Genomic DNA, 17,615 nt, shown 5'->3' with positions numbered 1-17,615 from the left:
TTGCCTAGCCGCGCAACGCCCGCAGGAAATCCATGATCAGAGCGCGCTGATTTTTCGACTTTGCCCGTTCTTCGGGCCATGTCAGCCAATACCCATCCTTCGTTTCCAGTTCAGGCAAGCCCATCCTGTGCAAACGACCCTCGCGCAGGTGCGCGTCGGCCAACGGCACCGACCCCAGCACAACGCCCAATCCCTGACACGCCGCCGTCAGCGCGTGTTCCATTGAGTCAAAGCTGACTTTCGAAGGGGGCACGTCCTCGTGTCCGGTTTTGTTTGCCCAATCGCTCCAACCCGGTCGCTCACCACGCAGGTTGATCAGCGGCGCCCCCCACGCGACGTCCGGTGCAGCCATCGGAACGAGCACCTCGGGCGCGATCAGTTCTGCGTCGCGGCCGGGCCATGCCCCGCGCCCGTACCGGATCTGCAACCATGTAGGTTCCTCAGCCAAGGACGACCGACGCGCGACAGAGTCGGTCATGACCCGCACTTCGGGACGACGCGCTTGAAACCGGATCAGGCTCGGCAACACCAGCGCGTGGATATTCGACGACAAACCGGCAACGCGCAATTCACGGGGGGCTTTGCCAAACAGATCTTCGGTATTCCGCTCTAGCGCCTGCAGGCTGTCCTGCACCAGCGGCAGATAGCTTTCGCCTTCAACCGTCAGCGACACGCCGCGTGCCTCACGCACGAACAATGTCCGCCCCAGCCACGCCTCAAGGTTTCCGATCCGCTGACTGACCGCCGCCTGCGTCAAACCGAATTCTCGTGCGGCTGCCGAAAACCCGCCCAAACGCCCTGCGGCCTCGAACACGCGCAGCCAATCCAGTGGCGGTAATCCGACTTTCTTTTTAGACATAAATTTTTCCAGCCCTCAGTCGTAATAAGGTTTAATTGTGTTTATGTCACTGGACGCATATCTCCTCAAGCGTAGCCCGCGCTGATCAGGAGGCCCCTATGCTGTGTACCGCCAATCATGATGCGTCCGTTGTGACAGTAGAGTTTGATACCGGCATTCAGGCCCGTTTCCATACGATATGGCTGCGTGACAACGCGCTGGACCCAGAGACACGCGCACCCGGCAATGGCCAGCGCCTGATAACAATCGGCGATATTCCCGCCGATGTTTCCGTCGAGTCCGCAAGCGTAAAAAACGGCGACCTGCACATCACTTTTCAGCCCGAAAACAAAAGCGTGACCTTTCCCGCCGATTGGCTAGCCGATCACATCTATGACTGCGATCGACCGCTTCTCGCAGGTCGGACAGCCCCGGGTATAACGACGTGGCAAAGTGGTTTGGACGCCCCCAGCGCAGATTGGGATGAGGTTCACGCCGACCCCGCAGCCAAGCGCGACTGGCTGGCCGCCATTGCTGAATTCGGCTTTGCCAAGCTGACGAACGGCCCGTGCGAGCCGGAATCCCTGCTGAAGGTCGCAGATCTGTTCGGCTATGTGCGCAAGACCAACTATGGCCCCTATTTCGAGGTTCGGACCGAGGTAAATCCGACCAACCTCGCCTTTACCGGGCTGGGTTTGCAGGCCCATACCGACAACCCTTATCGCGACCCGGTGCCAACCCTGCAAATCCTCTATTGCCTTGAAAACAGTGCCGAAGGTGGGGACTCGATCGTGGTGGACGGCTTCCGCGCTGCCGAAAAACTGCGGGATCAGAACCCCGACGGCTTTGCCTTGTTGTCAGGTTACCCGGCCCGGTTCGAATTTAAGGGGTCTGACGGCGTTTGTCTGCGCGCGCGCCGCCCAATGATCGAACTGTCCCCGGACGGAGAGTTGATCGGCATCCGGTTCAACAACCGCTCCTCTGCTCCTTTCGTGGATATCCCGTTTGACCACATGGAAGCGTATTACACCGCCTATCGCCAACTGGCCGAGATCATTGATGACCCTGCCATGGGTGTGTCCTTCAAGCTGGAACCGGGCGAGAGTTTCATCGTCGACAACACCCGTGTCCTGCACGCGCGACTGGGATATTCCGGTGCGGGGTCACGCTGGTTGCAGGGGTGTTATGCTGACAAGGACGGCTTGCTATCGACGCTGGCCGCAATGGAAGAGGTCCAACCGGAGGCGGCGGAATGAAACCTGATTATTCGACCCTGAACCGGGACAATATCGTGGCCTTTATCGGTGACATCTTCGACCGCCGAGGCAGCGAAGAGTATCTGGGGGAACCCGTCACCATGGCCCAGCACATGCTGCAAGGCGCGACCATCGCCGAACAAAACGGAATGCCGGAAGAGATTATTGTGGGTGCCTTGCTTCATGACATCGGCCATTTCACGTCCGAGTTCGGCAGTTACCATCCCGACGACACTGAAGACCGCCACCACGAGGACGCAGGCGCGGCGGTGCTGGAACAGTTCTTCCCCTCGGTTATCACCGATTGCTGCCGCTACCATGTGGCCGCCAAACGCTATCTGTGCGCCACCAAACCCGAGTATTTCGACCGCCTTTCTGCAGCCTCAGTTCATACGTTGGAATTGCAGGGCGGCCCGATGAGCGCCGATGAAGTCGCCGAATTCGAGTCCAATCCAAACTTGAAAGAGATCGTTCAGGTCCGTTATCTGGACGAAGCAGGCAAACGCCCCGACATGGAAACCCCCGACTTCGCCCATTTCGCCCCCATGGTACAGAGGATGGTCGATCGTCATCTGGGCGCGGGCTGATCACAGGAATTAGCCTGCCCCCAATATTATGAAATTCCACCTGTCTTGTGCGGCAGACCTACGCCCTGCACGCGGTCTGGACCGACGTCTATGTTGCTTACAACTATCTGAGATTGCTGATTTAGCCCCTACAACCCCAGCACATCCACCATGTCATATTGACCCGGCGCCTTACCCTGCCCCCAGAGCGCGGCCTTCAACGCGCCGCGGGCAAAGATCGCGCGGTCGGTGGCCAGATGGCGCAGGACGATGCGCTCTCCTGGTGCGGCGAACAGGACGTCATGTTCGCCGACGATGTCGCCTCCGCGAATGGCGTGGAATCCGATATCCCCGCGCTTGCGCGCTCCGGTGATGCCGTCGCGGCCCCGATCAGACACATCGGCCAGATTGACACCGCGTCCTTCGGCTGCGGCCTCGCCCAGCATCAGCGCCGTGCCCGAGGGCGCGTCGACCTTGTGGTGGTGGTGGCCCTCGATCACTTCGATATCGAAATCCTCATCCAGCGCAGCGGCAACTTTTTTGGTCAGTTGCACCAGCAGGTTGACGCCGAGGCTCATATTACCAGCGCGCACGATCGCCGCGTGGCGGGAGGCAGGCTCAAGCGCGGCGATCTGTTCATCCGTCATGCCCGTCGTGCCGATCACATGGACACAACGTGCCTGCGCTGCCAGTGCAGCAAATTCCAGCGTCGCTTCGGGCGCGGTAAAATCGATGACAGCCTGCGCCTGTGCAAACGCCTCAAGCGGGTCATCCGTAACAGTAACACCCAGCGCCTGCCCGCCCATCGCGGTGCCCACGTCCTGACCGATCCAGTCATGGCCCTTACGCTCGACCACGCCGACCAGACGCGCCTGATCGCTGTCGGTCACGGTCTTGATCAGCATCTGCCCCATTCGGCCCGAAGCCCCTGTGATGACGATCCCCGGAATATGGGTCATGGCGTTCTTTCCCTGTTTCTGTCGGCTCAAAGCCTCCTACCCGGTTCGGGGCCGCTTGGCAAAGGTGGGATTTGGGCTTAGATCGAGGACATGGCAAAGAACAAATTCCACGATGGCCCCGGCCCGTCCCAACGGCAACTGCGTGTCGGCGAACTGATCCGCCGCACCCTGTCCGAAGTTCTGGCGCGCGGAGATGTCCACGACCCCGACCTGAACCGCATGTCGATCACCGTGGGTGAGGTGCGCACCTCGCCCGATCTGAAGATCGCCACCGCCTATGTGCTGCCATTGGGCGGCAAGGGCCAAGAAGACGTGATCGACTTGCTGGCCCGCAACAAGGGCGAGCTGCGGCGCATGATCGGCAAGAAGCTGAACCTGAAATTCTCGCCGGATCTGCGGTTCCGTCTGGATGACACCTTCGACCGTCTGGACGACACCCGCCGCATGTTCGAACAGGACGCGGTGCGCCGCGATCTGGACGAGTGAACCGCGCGCTGGTCACATTGGGCGCGGTCCTTTGGGCCGCGCAGGCCGGTGCGGTAAGCTGCGAGAAAGTCACCCACGACGCCAAGCGTTATACTGTTTGCGAGGTGGACGCCGCCAACCAGGATCTGCGCCTCTTTCTGAACGACGACAATGGCGATCTGTTGGGTCATTTTTCCTCGGTGAACGACGCGCTGGCCAGTGACGGCAAGCGACTGGCTTTTGCGATGAATGCCGGGATGTATCACGACGACCGCTCGCCAGTGGGCCACTATGTCGAGAATGGTCAGGAACAGATGCGCGTCATCGCCAATCCCGGCCCCGGCAATTTCGGCCTGCTGCCCAACGGTGTGTTCTGCATCCGCGAGGGCCGCGCGGATGTGTTCGAGACTTTAGATTTCGTTGATCAATCTCCTGATTGTCAGTTTGCAACCCAGTCCGGCCCCATGCTTGTGATCAACGGAGAGTTACACCCGCGCTTTCTGCCCGACTCGACCTCGGTTTTCGTGCGCAACGGTGTCGGCACCAGCGCCGACGGCACGCGGGCCGTGTTTGTGATCTCGGACGACTATGTCACCTTCCACGAATTCGGCAGCCTGTTTCGGGATGTGTTGGAAACCCCGAACGCGCTGTTCTTCGACGGTAATATTTCACGGATGTACGAACGGGCCAGCAATCGGTCGGACGTTGGTTTTTCGCTCGGGCCGATCGTGGGCGTGGTCGAGGACGCACCCTGAAATTGACAGGGCTTTTGTGATCCGCTAACTCGCGCGCCTTAGCAAGATTCAAGGTAAGACATGGGACGCAAACGCAAGGGCCGGGACATTTCCGGTTGGCTGGTGGTGGACAAGCCCGCGGGCATGACCTCGACCGCAATGGTGAACAAGGTGCGTTGGGCGATGGATGCCAAGAAAGCGGGCCACGCGGGGACGCTGGACCCCGAAGCAACCGGCGTTCTGGCCGTTGCACTGGGTGAGGCGACCAAGACCGTTCCATATATCACCGATGCGTTGAAAGCCTACACCTTCACCGTGCGTTTGGGTCAGGCCACCAACACCGACGATGCCGAGGGCGAGGTGATTGCGCAAAGCGATGCACGCCCCACGGATGACGATATCAAGCAGGCGCTGACGCCGTTTCTGGGTGATATCATGCAAGTGCCGCCCAAGTTCTCGGCCGTGAAGATCGACGGCCAGCGCGCCTATAAGCTGGCCCGCGATGGAGAAGATGTGGAACTGTCCGCCCGGCCGCTTTGGGTTGAGGAGCTGATCCTTGTCGACCGCCCTGATGAAGACCATGTGGTGCTGGAGATGACCTGCGGCAAAGGCGGCTACGTCCGCTCGATCGCCCGCGATCTGGGCGCGGCGCTGGGATGCCACGGACATGTGAAAGAGCTGCGCCGCATCTGGTCCGGCCCGTTCGAGGTTGAAGATGGACTAAGCATCGAACAGATCGACGAGATGGCCAAGACCACCGCCTTGGACGACTACCTGCACCCGCTAGAAACCGGCCTCGCCGACCTGCCCGAGTTGAAATGCACCCCCGAGGGTGCCACACGCCTGCGCAACGGCAATCCGGGCATGGTGCTGGCCTCGGACGTGGAATACGGCGATGAGGCGTGGGCGTCTTTGGATGGTAAGGCCGTAGCGGTCGGCATCTATAAATCCGGCGAATTGCACCCCAGCCGGGTGTTCGTCACCTAAACACCGTGCTAGGCGGGGGCATGATTACCCGAACGCATATCAAGGGGGATGCGCCCTCGACAGCCGTCTACTCCGATTGCGAAAACTACCGTTATAGCCTGACCCGCGTGTGGGATGCGGACGGGCGCAAAGCGTTGTTCGTGATGCTGAACCCGTCCACTGCGACCGAGGTGCAGAACGACCCTACGGTTGAACGCTGCGAACGCCGCGCTCGGGCGCTGGGGTTTGGTGCGTTTCAGGTCACGAACATCTTTGCATGGCGCGACACCGACCCGCGCAAAATGCGCGCCGCCGCCGATCCAGTTGGGCCGAAAAATGACACAGCCATTCTGGATGGTGTGCAATGGGCCGATCAGATCATCGCCGCTTGGGGCGCCCACGGCGCCCATCTTGATCGCGGCCCGGCGGTCGAAACCCTGCTGCGCGGCACCGGGCAGCCGCTGTTCCATCTGGGGCTGACCAAGGACGGCCATCCCAAGCATCCGCTCTATATTGCCTATACCCAACAGCCCGAACCATGGTGATCAAGGGTTAACCACAAATCCAACTCGACTTTGACCAACCATCTGGCAACATGAGACAAATCCCCTTGATACAGCACGTTTGCGGAGGGATGTCATGTTTCTATTCGGCTTGCTGGGCCTTGCCGCAGTTGGTGGCGCAGCCTATGCGATTGGTGATGTTTTTGAGGCCAACCTAGACCTTGAAGACGAGGAAACCGTCGAGGATGAGCCGCAGGACATTTCAGACGGCAACCTGTTGGATGTTGACGAAACCGTAGACATCCCTGCTGAAATCTCGACGGGGACAGTGATATCCGAATTTCAGGATGATCTGATTACTGCAGGGTCAGAGGAGTCGGACGTCCTGACCGGGCAGAATGGCGACGAGCAGATCAATGGGTACGGTAGCAACGATACCGTTGCAGGTGGGGAAGGTAACGACACTCTGCACGGCGGCGAAGGCTAAGACCACCTTCTTGGCGAAGACGGAAATGATGCCCTGCACGGCGAAGGCGGGGCAGATCAAATAGCGGGGGGTGAGGGGAACGATGCGCTGTTTGGGCATCTCGGCGACGACATTCTGGACGGCGGCACGGGTGAGGACGAGCTATATGGCGGACAGGACAACGACACCCTGATCGGTGGTAAAGGCGCCGATGCTCTGCATGGCGGCTATGGCGACGATCATCTGGACGGTGGCGCGGGACAGGACGTCCTGTTCGGTGGTGATGGTGACGACGTCCTGATAGGTTCGGACGATACTGCGGATTTTCTGAACGGCGGTGATGGAGATGACACCATATTGGCTGATGGCAAAGATATTGTAACTGGCGGCGACGGCAGCGACGATGTTGTTGTGACGGATCAGCAGGAACAAGCGATCACTGTCATGGATTTCCAGCCGGGGCAGGACAAGTTGCTGATCTCATGGGAGGGTGAAGAAGACCCCGACATAAGGATCGAGCCGGACCCCGAGGATGACACGCTGACCAATGTCTCGATCAACGGCCAGCACGTCGCGCAGTTGCTGCACGCCGACGAGCTGACCACCAATGATATCCAACTGATCGCAGAAGGAGATCTGGCGCAACTGGCGGCGACAGGTTAAGCCGCACAGAATCCCTTTGCCATTTATCCCAATTCCGCTTATACGCGCGCATCCGTGCCGGAATCGGTGCGGTTTTCTCCATGGGCCTGCGCTGGACGACATCCCGGCCTGCGCCATCAACCTTAACCTTTTACAAGGAGACCCCGATGTCGATTACTGCCGCTGAAAAAGCACGCGTCATGAAAGAATTCGCAACCAAGGACGGCGACACCGGTTCGCCTGAAGTACAGGTTGCAATCCTGACCTCGCGCATCAACACCCTGACCGAGCACTTCAAGACCCACAAAAAAGACAACCACGGTCGTCGCGGTCTGCTGAAAATGGTCGCCCAGCGCCGTAAGCTGCTGGACTACCTGAAGGGCAAGGAAGAAGCGCGTTACCAGGAACTGATCCAGAAACTGGGCATCCGCCGCTAAACACCAACTGGTGTTTTCGGGTTCGAAACCCCGGATTTTTGACTTTAACGCCCACCAAACGGTGGGCGTTTTTGTTTGGCCCATAGACAAGTTCAGGCTGCGATTCGATAACCGCAACCGAACCGGGACACCTGCCAAAACCTCGGAATTCCTAAAGCCGCACCGCAGGACCGCTGATCGCGAGCCGATGTCTTGTTTTTTGGCACCAACACCCGCCTAAAATCTTAACGTTTTCTACATTTTCTTTTCCACTCCGGGCGGCTGCCCTATGATTCCCCTCAGCCCTGACACAAGTCATCATGTAATTTGCGTAATTGTTTAAGGAGAGTTTGGATGAGGAAGTTTGCCCTCTTGTCCCTGATACCACTGGTGCAAGCCGTTCCTGACGCGGCCCATGCGGATAGCACGTCTGCCGCAAGCGCGTTTGAGGGTGTCTATGCGGGGCTTGAAATTGGCGCGGCCGCAGCAGACGGAACAACGGATTTTCCGGTTCTGTCCGGCGGTACGAGAAATGCCTCGTTCGATCCCGACAACGGCCGCAGCTTTGGTGCGCTGTTTGGCTATAACATGCAGCGCGGCGATATGATCTATGGCGCTGAAGTCCGGTATTCGAACCTGTCTCATGTCGTCGAAAAGGGCGACCCCGAAACGCGGGAAGTGATGGATTTCGCTGACCTTCGTGGCCGGGTTGGGTACGTGAACGGCGATTTCATGTTCTACGGCGCTTTGGGTTGGTCATGGTCCAGATTGCGGGTCCACCCAAGTGCGCAATTTGACAGGGAAAGCCAGACAACTCTGGACGGCTTCAACATCGGCTTGGGTATGGAGTACAACTTCAACGACCGCTGGTTTGCCGGTGCAGACTACACCTATCGTGATGTGAGCGGCGATTTTGACGACGCACCAAACGACTCGGATTTTGACCTGAGCACCATCACGGCACGCGTCGCCTATCGTTTCTGACGCGCACAAAACGTCCGGCAGGTCCATAATCCTGACGGCCCGAAACAGGCCGATGCCGACAACTCGGCTCGGTCTGGCAAGCTCGTACAGCCGCGCCCCAAAGGAAAACCGATGCCCATTTTTCCGAACATCAAGGTGATCTTCGTCCACATCCCCAAATCCGGCGGATCAACTGTGACTACGGTTCTGAAACGGGACCGCTTTTTTGGGCGGCAAGTCAATCCGCGCGACCCGCGCGACAAAAATATCGACTATATCTCTCAGTACTTTGACCTGTTGGGCGCCGACGCCAATGACTATTTCAAGTTCAGCTTTGTGCGCAATCCATGGGACCGCTTTGTTTCAGGGTATCACTACGTGTGTCAAAGGCGGCCCGAAATCACCGAGGTAACTGAACATGGGTCGTTCAAAGAATTCGCGCAGGCCCTTTCCCAAGACCCTGAAAAGTTTCTGCAAATCCGCTATTTTCAACCGCAATATCTGTACCTGACCGACGCATCAGGAAACATGCCCCTGGACTTTGTCGGGCGTTTCGAACGGTTTGATTACGACCTTCGCAAGGCACTGAAACAGATCGGAATGCGACGCCTTGTTATTCGGCACCGCAAACAGTCGAAGCGCACGGATTATCGGGATTACTATGACCAGGAAACCCGCGACATTGTTGGCCGCGTGTACGCCCGGGACATCGATGTGTTCAATTATGCGTTCGAAGATGGACGCCACCGTGAAAAACCGGGTTTATTTGGACGGCTCGGGCAGTCCTAACTACAGTCCGTAGCGCCAACAAGGCCGGCACTGAGCCCGTCCGGCACAATCGCCTAATGGCATACTTAAAACGCAGAAACTTAAGAGATTTTTCAAAAAGTTCTGCAAGGTAATTGTAGGAACACTCTTTTCGAACGCTCCGGGATGGGCCATTAGTCGTTTCGTCAAACAAGGGAACAAAGTTTTTTGTTCTCGTTTAGATTCTCAGGACTGGTCGACCCTCAAATGGCAAATTTCAGCATCGCAAACGGTGACTCCGCCACGTTTACGGATACGTCCGCAGGTGACGGTTTCGTCATTGATTTTGACACACTGGACAACAGCTTCAGCATTCGGATCAACGATGTTGACCTGTTCATAGGCGGGCCAGCTGGCGCGGAGAACGAACTTCAGTTCCAAATTGTCCAAACGGAAGGGCAGACTGTCCAGTTTGCCGATGGCGACCGGTACGAAATTGACACGCCCGCCGTCTGGCAGCTTGGCAATACCAACGGCGAACCCGTCGTCCGCCTGGAGGTGAGCCCCGACGGCACCATCGAACTGTACGGTGTAAAGGAAGACAACGGTCCGCTGGTCCCGCTGCAATTGTTCAACGGGCTGACCGTCAACACGGACGCAATTGCAGCGGCCTGGAATGACAGCGGCGACAACACAATTGAGATTGACCAGTCAGAAACAGGCCCCACAAACGCGGCCGGCGAATTTATCGACGTCCTGTGTTTTGCAGCCGGAACACTAATTGAGACCCGCGAAGGCCCCGTCGCAGTTGAAGACCTGAAAATCTCGGATCAGATTCTGACCTTTGACAACGGCTTTAAGCCTATTCGCTGGATCGGGTCGCGCGCGTTGACCCGGGCCGAGCTTGACGCCCAGCCAAGGCTCAAACCCATTGTAATCAGGGCGAACGCCCTGGGGGTCGGTTACCCCAAGCGGGACTTGATTGTTTCACCGCAACACCGCGTTCTTGTTTCGTCGGTTGTCGCCTTGCGCATGTTCGAACGCAAGGACGTCCTGATCCCGGCGAAAAAGCTGATTTCTCTGGACGGTGTGGAAACTCTGAAGGCGACACCGGATGGGGTGGAGTATTTCCACATCCTGTTCGATGCGCATGAAATCATCTGGTCCAACGGGGCACCGACCGAAAGCCTGTTTACCGGGCCGGAGGCTTTGAAATCCGTCCCCGAGGATTCCAGAAAAGAGATTCTGGAGCTGTTCCCCGAATGCTGCGAGCCGCAATTCCAGACACATTCCGCTCGATATATCCCGCAGAAGGGCAAACAGGTGCGAAAGCTGGTGGAACGGCACCGGGCCAATCACAAACCCCTTATTGACTGCCTTGCGTCCTCGGCTCAGAACTAGGCGGCAACTGACCCAATCGCGGCCTTCAAGTGCGGGTTACTTCTCATTGCGCAGTCTTTAACCAAAAAAACGCCCGCCAAATGACGGGCGTTTCTGATTTCATTCGAACGTTGTTACATCTTGGCTTTCTCTGACTTCAGCGCCAGCCAGAGGCAATAGCACATGATCAGAACAACCATCGTAAACGGAATACCGGTCGAGACCGCCGCACCCTGAAGGGCAACCAATCCACCGCCCAGCAAGAGCGCGATTGCAACCAGCCCTTCCAGTGTGCACCAGAACACGCGCTGGATCACCGGAGCATCCATCTTGCCGCCCGCGGTGATCGTGTCGATCACCAGCGAACCGGAATCCGACGAGGTCACAAAGAACACCACGATCAGGATCAACGCGATCGGTGCGACGATACCATAAAGCGGAAGCTCTTTCAGGAAGCCAAACAGCGCGCCTTCGGGGGCATAGCTGTCGATCACGGTGGCGCGGACACCTTCCGCTCCGCCTGCGTTCAGCATGTCAATCGCGGCACCGCCGAAAGTAGACATCCAAAGGGCGCAAACCGCCGTGGGTGCCAGCAACGCGCAGATAACGAACTCTCGCACTGTGCGGCCCTTCGAGATACGGGCGATGAACATGCCCACAAACGGCGACCATGCAATCCACCAGGCCCAGTAGAAGGTCGTCCAGCCGTGGAAATAGCTGGTATCTTCTCGCCCGAACGGGTTGGACAAGGCCGGTAAGTGCAGCACGTAATCTGTCATGACGTTGAAATACCGCGCAATGGCTGTCCCAACACCGGTGACCGCGATCACGAACAGGAACAAACCAACGGCCATGATCATGTTGATCTCGCTCAGCCGTTTGACACCTGCATCCATGCCCAAAAGGACCGATCCCAGAGCAATCATCGTGATTCCGATGATCAGCAGCACCACAACTGTCGGGCTGGGTTCGATGCCGAACACTTCATAAAGGCCTGCGGCCACCTGCTGCGCACCCAATCCAAGCGAGGTTGTCAGACCGAACAGCGTGGCGAAAACAGCCAGGGTATCAATGATATGACCCCACCAGCCCCACACGCGCTCGCCAAGGATCGGGTAGAAGGCCGACCGTAGGGTCAATGGCAAGCCAAGGTTGTAGCTGAAGATCGCCAGTGCAAGGCCGACGGCGGCGTAGACGGCCCAGCCCTCAAGCCCCCAATGGTGGATCGTACCGACAACACCGGCATACTCATTACCGGGCACCGCGATATCAATTCCCAATGGAACTGCGTTTCCGTCCTCGGCAAAGTTGTAATAAACCGGTTCCATCACACCGAAGAACAACAAGCCGATCCCGATCCCGGCTGCGAACATCATCGCAATCCAGCCCGCATAGGAATAATCGGGTTTGGCGTCTTTGCCGCCGATCCGTACCTTGCCAACGGGCAAGACGATTAGCGCCAAACAAAACAGGGTGATTGCATCCACGGAAAGAACAAGGAACCAATCGAACGTACTGGTCAGCCATGGCCGGAGCCATCCAAAGAACGTCGCTGCGGCCTCTTGATTGGCCAATGCGATCAGAACGAACGCAAATATGAGGATACTTGAGATCAGGAATACCGGGTTATGGATGTCCAAACCGAAGGGTCGGACGTTATCCTGCCCAAGTTCGTATTCGGTTTCAAAGTCATAGATCCGAGGATCCGGATCCAGCATTTTCTTCGTCTGAGCCATTCGACTGCCCCTCTGTCCGCTAGGTGCAAACGCCAAGGTATTCGGTCGACTGACGGATATGAGTATTGTACCCCCTTGGCGCGTTTCCGTCTTTTCGACCGCGGGTTCAGTGATAACAGCTTACACTGACATCATATTTTTGCAAAATGCATTCGAATTGCCGCATTTGTACAAACAAATTCGAACGAAAGCCTGGTATGTTCGGCAACTCTGTTCCGATGGGTCGGATTGCCGTCAATTGCCCCACTATGCGGTTTCGCTTTCCTTTGGCTGCAATCTCATGTATGCGCGCGGGTATCTGAGACGTTGTGCCCTGACCCCGGCACTCGAACGGAAGATAAAATGGGGTCGGCGGCAATGGGGCCGCCATGCAAAACGGGAGACCCGGAGGGCCGGGAGTGCTCCCTTTTAGGATACGCAAATGTTTGATGTAACAAAGAAATCAATGCAGTGGGGCGAAGAGACGCTGACACTGGAAACTGGCAAGGTTGCCCGTCAGGCGGACGGCACCGTGATCGCCACGCTGGGCGAAACCAGCGTCATGGCGAACGTGACCTTTGCCAAGCAACAAAAGCCCGGTCAGGACTTTTTCCCGCTGACCGTGCACTACCAAGAAAAATACTATGCCGCCGGTAAGGTTCCGGGTGGCTTCTTCAAGCGCGAGGCGCGCCCGACCGAGAAAGAGACGCTGACCGCGCGTCTGATCGACCGTCCGATCCGCCCGCTGTTCGTTGACGGCTTCAAAAACGAAGTTCTGGTCATGTGCACCGTGCTGTCTCACGATCTGGTCAACGATCCCGACATCGTGGCGATGATCGCGGCCTCGGCTGCTTTGACCATTTCCGGTGCGCCTTTCATGGGCCCGATCGCCGGTGCCCGTGTTGGTTTCGTGGATGGCGAATACGTCCTGAACCCAACCGTAGACGACATGCAGGACCTGCGCCTGAACCCCGAACAGCGTCTGGATCTGGTTGTGGCCGGCACCAAAGACGCCGTGATGATGGTGGAATCGGAAGCTTACGAGCTGTCCGAGTCCGAAATGCTGGGCGCCGTGACCTTCGCGCACGAGCAGATCCAGCCGGTCATCGACCTGATCATCGCTCTGGCCGAAGACGCCGCCAAAGAGCCGTTTGAATTCGCAGCACCCGACTATGCGGACCTCTATGCTGCTGTTTCGGCCGCTGGCGAAGAGCAGATGCGCGCCGCCTTCGCAATCACCGACAAGCAAGAGCGCACCGCCGCTGTTGCCGCCGCCCGTGAAACGATCAAAGAAGCCCTGACCGAGGAACAGTTGGAAGACGCTAACCTCGGTTCCGCGATGAAAAAGCTGGAAGCTGGCATTCTGCGTGGCGACGTCGTCAAAGGCGGCAAGCGCATCGACGGTCGCTCGACCACCGATATCCGTTCGATCGTTGCAGAAACCTCGATGCTGCCGCGGACCCACGGTTCGGCCCTGTTCACCCGTGGCGAAACGCAGGCGCTGGCCGTGACCACGCTGGGCACCGGTGACGATGAACAATTCATCGACGCGCTGCACGGCAACTTCAAATCGAACTTCCTGCTGCACTACAACTTCCCTCCGTATTCGGTTGGTGAAGTTGGCCGCGTTGGTGGCCCCGGCCGTCGCGAGATCGGCCACGGCAAGCTGGCATGGCGTGCGCTTCAGGCGGTTCTGCCTGCGGCGACCGACTTCCCCTACACGATCCGTATCGTGTCCGAAATCACTGAATCGAACGGCTCCAGCTCGATGGCTTCGGTCTGCGGCGGTTCGCTGTCGATGATGGATGCGGGCGTTCCGCTGAAAGCGCCGGTTGCTGGTGTGGCCATGGGCCTGATCCTGGAAGATGACGGCAACTATGCCATCCTGTCGGACATTCTGGGTGACGAAGACCACCTGGGCGACATGGACTTCAAAGTGGCGGGTACCGAAAACGGCATCACCTCGCTGCAGATGGACATCAAGGTTGCGGGCATCACACCCGAGATCATGGAGAAAGCCCTGGCACAGGCCAAGGACGGCCGGATGCACATTCTGGGCGAGATGGGCAAAGCCCTGTCCGAGACCAACGAATTCTCGGTCCACGCCCCGCGCATCGAGACCATGAACATCCCAACCGACAAGATCCGCGAAGTGATCGGCTCGGGCGGTAAGGTCATCCGCGAGATCGTCGAAGTTTCGGGTGCCAAGGTCGACATCAACGACGACGGCGTCATCAAGATCGCGTCACCGGATGGTGAATCGATCCAAAAGGCCTATGACATGATCTATTCGATCGTGGCCGAGCCGGAAGAAGGTCAGATCTACACTGGTAAAGTGGTCAAGATCGTCGACTTCGGTGCCTTCGTGAACTTCTTTGGCAAGCGCGACGGTCTGGTCCACGTATCTCAGATCGAAGACCGCCGTCTGAACCATCCGTCGGATGTTCTGAAAGAAGGTCAAGAAGTTAAGGTCAAGCTGCTGGGCTTTGACGATCGCGGCAAGGTCCGCCTGTCGATGAAAGTGGTCGATCAGGAAACCGGCGAAGAGATCGTGCCTGAGAAGAAAGAAAAGAAAGAAGACGCCGAGTAATCGGGAACTCTTTTCTTAAATAATGAAAGACCCCGGTTATGGCCGGGGTCTTTTATTTAGTGGGCCACGCCGGACGGCCCATGCTTCATAATATGCCATTGTCCAAAGCTGTCGTTCAAATCCAGTTTGATCGCCGCATTCGCTTTGGTCGATGCATTGCCAATTTCCGCCAGAGTGAATTCGATCCCACCGGGGATGTCGATCCGCACCCGGTGCTCTCCTCCGCCGTGCGGGGCCTGAATCGGTCGTCCGGTCGAGCTGAGCACATCGCCGATGGTAACACTGGCCGTGCGCCTCTCCATATCCATCTCGAAATCAATTGGCAAATACAGCGTCTCGTGAACGGTTTTGCACATCGCCCGAAAGACGAACCAATGGGTCGCCATTTCTTCGGTCTCTTCACCGTGGAAGACCTTTTCCAGCGCCGCGCGCTGCGCATCCGAGGCGCTTGGATCGATGATAACCTGCATCTCGCCGCCGCCTTCAAAAATCGGACCGGGCCACGCATAAATTAGTGCGGCTTTCGCCCCGACAAGGTTCGTATCGCCAAAATGCCCCTTTGAAATTTCCAGAACTTCAAATCCACGGCAGTTCCCGTGTGTAGGCAATTCTTCGAACTGACAAGGGCAGGCATAGCCGCAGTTGCAGTTCCCAAAAGCCTCACCTTCGACATACCAATCTGTAAATGCCATCGTCTTCTCCTGTAGTGCACAGTGTGAACGCTCGATGTTTGTGGCCGTGTGCCTGTTCGTCAGCTCAATCGCCATACCCTATCACAAAAGGTCGGATTCACGAACCGAGGCGCACCTGCCAGTTCGGTGCCAAACAAGGTCTTTCAGACCATGTGACAGATCAATCGCACAAGTCCTGAGGGAATTTCTGTATCTGACCGGACCTATAGTTGTATTTTGCCCTTCTTACCCTCTGGTTTCTCTTTCCCAGATTGCGTGCGTGTTCTATGCACTTGTGCATGCGCTCTTTTGTTATTCACATGTCCTCAAGTACGGCCCGGCGGCCCAACGCAGAAAAGCTTTGCGCTAGTCTGCCAAACGCCGAACTATTCGAGGCAGTGAATGGTCGCAATTCTGACCAGATCGCAGATGTAGAGTTGTTTCCCGGCAATTTGCATCGTCCCGAATACCCGTTCAATTTGCGACCAGCAGAAATCGGAGTGTTCGAAAGCCACCGCCGAATCTGGCAGAAGCTGGTGGATGAAAAGATCGACCTGGCCATCATTACCGAGGACGACCTGCGCGTTGACCCCTGCCGGATGGACGAGGCGCTGAAGATGCTCACCCCGATCGCGACACCCGACCATTACATCCGCATTCCGGTAAAGCAGCGCGAAATTGCGGCGCAGGTGCTGGCCCGGCGCAACGACATGCGACTGATCCTGCCCAAGGTGATCGGATTGCAATGCGTGTGTCAGTTGGTCGGACGTCGTGCGGCCGAGCGGCTGCTTGAGGCCACCAACAAAATCGACCGCCCGATTGACACGTTCCTACAAATGCACTGGTTGACGGGCCAGCCGATTCTGGCGCTGCTAGGCAGCGGCAATCAGGAGGTCGCCAACGAGATCGGTGGGTCCACGATTCAAACCCGCCCCCCACTTGGTGACAAAATTTCCCGAGAGTTCAAGCGCGCCGCTTACCGCGCGAAGCTTTATCAACACCCGCAGCGACCCGCGGCGTGACCGGCGCATAAGATCGAACCTATGCGCACAGCGGATAAGCGGGGCATTTAGCCCCGCCCTCTGTCTTAGCTGGGCGCCTTGGTTTTGCGCAGGTAAGGGAAGATCGTCTCAAACTCACCAAACTTTTCCTTGGCTTCTTCGTTCGAAACCGCTGGTGGAATGATCACGTCTTCGCCCGGAATCCAGTTGGCCGGAGTTGCTACGCCCTTGGCGCTCATTTGCAAGCCGTCCAAGGCGCGCAGGATTTCTGCAAAGTTACGGCCTACGGTCATCGGATAGGTCATCGACAGCTTCAGTTGCTTGTCAGGGCCAATGATAAAGACCGAACGGACCGTGGCGCTGTCAGCCGGTGTGCGGCCATCCGGCAGGTACGCTTCGGCTGGCAGCATGTCGAAAGCTTTCGAAACGGCCAGCCCGTCATCCGCGATGATCGGGAAACCGGGGTTGGCATTGCCATAAGCTTCGATGTCTTTCTTCCACTTTTTGTGGTCCTCGACGCCGTCGACGGACACACCCAGAACTTTGGTATTCCGTGCAGCCCATTCATCATTCAGTTGGGCCACGGCCGAGAATTCGGTGGTGCAGACCGGGGTGAAATCCTTGGGGTGCGAAAACAGAATGGCCCAGCTGTCACCAATCCAGTCGTGAAACTGAATGGTTCCCTGATCCGTTTCTGCAGTGAAATTCGGGACGGTGTCGTTAATGCGCAAACCCAT

Annotated in this window: 20 protein-coding genes and 1 pseudogene; 15 read left to right on the top strand and 6 right to left on the bottom strand. The window is 57.6% G+C overall.

What is annotated here, in order from left to right:
- Positions 1-4: 4 nt before the first annotated feature.
- Positions 5-859: a LysR family transcriptional regulator gene (locus ACT2B1_RS02820; protein ID WP_171240363.1), complete on the bottom strand. Its 855-nt coding sequence runs from the start codon at positions 857-859 to the stop codon at positions 5-7.
- Positions 860-957: 98 nt separating this feature from the next.
- Here ACT2B1_RS02820 and tmpA point away from each other — a divergent pair, with 98 nt between their 5' ends.
- The gene (gene tmpA, locus ACT2B1_RS02815; protein WP_171240362.1) at positions 958-2,094 is read left to right on the top strand and encodes a 2-trimethylaminoethylphosphonate dioxygenase; all 1,137 of its coding nucleotides are present in this window, start codon (positions 958-960) and stop codon (positions 2,092-2,094) included.
- Positions 2,091-2,681 carry a (R)-1-hydroxy-2-trimethylaminoethylphosphonate oxygenase gene (gene tmpB / locus ACT2B1_RS02810; RefSeq protein WP_171240361.1) on the top strand — a complete coding sequence of 197 codons (591 nt, stop codon included), beginning with the start codon at positions 2,091-2,093 and terminating at the stop codon, positions 2,679-2,681. The genes tmpA and tmpB overlap by 4 nt, the downstream gene beginning before the upstream one ends.
- A 128-nt stretch (positions 2,682-2,809) precedes the next feature.
- On the opposite strand, the gene dapB is transcribed toward tmpB, so the two are convergent.
- Entirely contained in the window at positions 2,810-3,619 is an 810-nt protein-coding gene (dapB, locus tag ACT2B1_RS02805; protein ID WP_171124214.1) for a 4-hydroxy-tetrahydrodipicolinate reductase, read from the bottom strand.
- Between the two features lie 90 nt (positions 3,620-3,709).
- Between dapB and rbfA the strand changes: the two genes are divergently transcribed.
- The 6 genes and pseudogenes from rbfA to ACT2B1_RS02775 form a co-directional block, all read left to right on the top strand.
- Positions 3,710-4,105 (top strand): 30S ribosome-binding factor RbfA, encoded by a 396-nt coding sequence (gene rbfA / locus ACT2B1_RS02800; RefSeq protein ID WP_170379347.1) that lies wholly within the window; start codon positions 3,710-3,712, stop codon positions 4,103-4,105.
- Complete coding sequence (locus tag ACT2B1_RS02795; RefSeq protein WP_171240360.1) at positions 4,102-4,839, top strand: phosphodiester glycosidase family protein; 738 nt, start codon at positions 4,102-4,104, stop codon at positions 4,837-4,839. Before rbfA ends, ACT2B1_RS02795 begins: the two co-directional genes overlap by 4 nt.
- Positions 4,840-4,899: 60 nt before the next feature.
- Positions 4,900-5,805, top strand: a complete 906-nt coding sequence (truB, locus tag ACT2B1_RS02790; protein ID WP_171240359.1) for a tRNA pseudouridine(55) synthase TruB — start codon at positions 4,900-4,902, stop codon at positions 5,803-5,805.
- Between the two features lie 20 nt (positions 5,806-5,825).
- Complete coding sequence (locus ACT2B1_RS02785) at positions 5,826-6,329, top strand: DUF1643 domain-containing protein (protein ID WP_481668524.1); 504 nt, start codon at positions 5,826-5,828, stop codon at positions 6,327-6,329.
- Between the two features lie 94 nt (positions 6,330-6,423).
- Positions 6,424-6,774 (top strand): calcium-binding protein, encoded by a 351-nt coding sequence (locus ACT2B1_RS02780; RefSeq protein WP_481668523.1) that lies wholly within the window; start codon positions 6,424-6,426, stop codon positions 6,772-6,774.
- Between the two features lie 33 nt (positions 6,775-6,807).
- Positions 6,808-7,023: pseudogene (locus tag ACT2B1_RS02775) on the top strand (calcium-binding protein); the annotation flags it as partial.
- Here ACT2B1_RS02775 and ACT2B1_RS02770 read toward each other — a convergent pair.
- Positions 6,916-7,185 (bottom strand): hypothetical protein, encoded by a 270-nt coding sequence (locus ACT2B1_RS02770; protein WP_481668522.1) that lies wholly within the window; start codon positions 7,183-7,185, stop codon positions 6,916-6,918. The pseudogene ACT2B1_RS02775 and the gene ACT2B1_RS02770 sit on opposite strands and share 108 nt — an antisense overlap.
- Between ACT2B1_RS02770 and ACT2B1_RS02765 the strand changes: the two genes are divergently transcribed.
- From ACT2B1_RS02765 to ACT2B1_RS02745, 5 genes are all read left to right on the top strand, one after another.
- Positions 7,165-7,416: a hypothetical protein gene (locus ACT2B1_RS02765; RefSeq protein WP_481668521.1), complete on the top strand. Its 252-nt coding sequence runs from the start codon at positions 7,165-7,167 to the stop codon at positions 7,414-7,416. The two genes, ACT2B1_RS02770 and ACT2B1_RS02765, sit on opposite strands and share 21 nt — an antisense overlap.
- A gap of 146 nt (positions 7,417-7,562) precedes the next feature.
- Positions 7,563-7,832 (top strand): 30S ribosomal protein S15, encoded by a 270-nt coding sequence (gene rpsO / locus ACT2B1_RS02760; RefSeq protein WP_481668520.1) that lies wholly within the window; start codon positions 7,563-7,565, stop codon positions 7,830-7,832.
- Positions 7,833-8,165: 333 nt separating this feature from the next.
- Entirely contained in the window at positions 8,166-8,795 is a 630-nt protein-coding gene (locus ACT2B1_RS02755) for an outer membrane protein (protein WP_171122923.1), read from the top strand.
- A gap of 111 nt (positions 8,796-8,906) precedes the next feature.
- Complete coding sequence (locus tag ACT2B1_RS02750; RefSeq protein WP_171240355.1) at positions 8,907-9,563, top strand: sulfotransferase family protein; 657 nt, start codon at positions 8,907-8,909, stop codon at positions 9,561-9,563.
- Between the two features lie 225 nt (positions 9,564-9,788).
- Positions 9,789-10,922, top strand: a complete 1,134-nt coding sequence (locus ACT2B1_RS02745) for a Hint domain-containing protein (RefSeq protein ID WP_171240354.1) — start codon at positions 9,789-9,791, stop codon at positions 10,920-10,922.
- 113 nt (positions 10,923-11,035) lie between these two features.
- Here ACT2B1_RS02745 and ACT2B1_RS02740 read toward each other — a convergent pair whose 3' ends face one another.
- Positions 11,036-12,637 carry a BCCT family transporter gene (locus ACT2B1_RS02740; protein ID WP_171211670.1) on the bottom strand — a complete coding sequence of 534 codons (1,602 nt, stop codon included), beginning with the start codon at positions 12,635-12,637 and terminating at the stop codon, positions 11,036-11,038.
- Positions 12,638-13,058: 421 nt separating this feature from the next.
- Between ACT2B1_RS02740 and pnp the strand changes: the two genes are divergently transcribed.
- The gene (gene pnp, locus ACT2B1_RS02735; protein ID WP_481668519.1) at positions 13,059-15,206 is read left to right on the top strand and encodes a polyribonucleotide nucleotidyltransferase; all 2,148 of its coding nucleotides are present in this window, start codon (positions 13,059-13,061) and stop codon (positions 15,204-15,206) included.
- 56 nt (positions 15,207-15,262) lie between these two features.
- Here the strand turns inward: pnp and ACT2B1_RS02730 are convergent, their stop codons facing one another.
- Positions 15,263-15,898, bottom strand: coding sequence for a DUF1326 domain-containing protein (locus ACT2B1_RS02730; protein WP_171122936.1), 636 nt, complete (start codon positions 15,896-15,898; stop codon positions 15,263-15,265).
- A 299-nt stretch (positions 15,899-16,197) separates the two neighbouring features.
- Between ACT2B1_RS02730 and ACT2B1_RS02725 the strand changes: the two genes are divergently transcribed.
- Complete coding sequence (locus tag ACT2B1_RS02725; protein WP_254429135.1) at positions 16,198-16,899, top strand: glycosyltransferase family 25 protein; 702 nt, start codon at positions 16,198-16,200, stop codon at positions 16,897-16,899.
- A 65-nt stretch (positions 16,900-16,964) separates the two neighbouring features.
- On the opposite strand, the gene ACT2B1_RS02720 is transcribed toward ACT2B1_RS02725, so the two are convergent.
- On the bottom strand, positions 16,965-17,615 hold the full coding sequence (locus ACT2B1_RS02720; RefSeq protein ID WP_171122940.1) for a peroxiredoxin: 651 nt from the start codon (positions 17,613-17,615) through the stop codon (positions 16,965-16,967).

Source organism: Ruegeria sp. S263 (assembly GCF_056780525.1).
The sequence above is the reverse complement of the archived record's forward strand: the minus strand, read 5'-3'. Positions and strand labels throughout refer to the sequence as shown.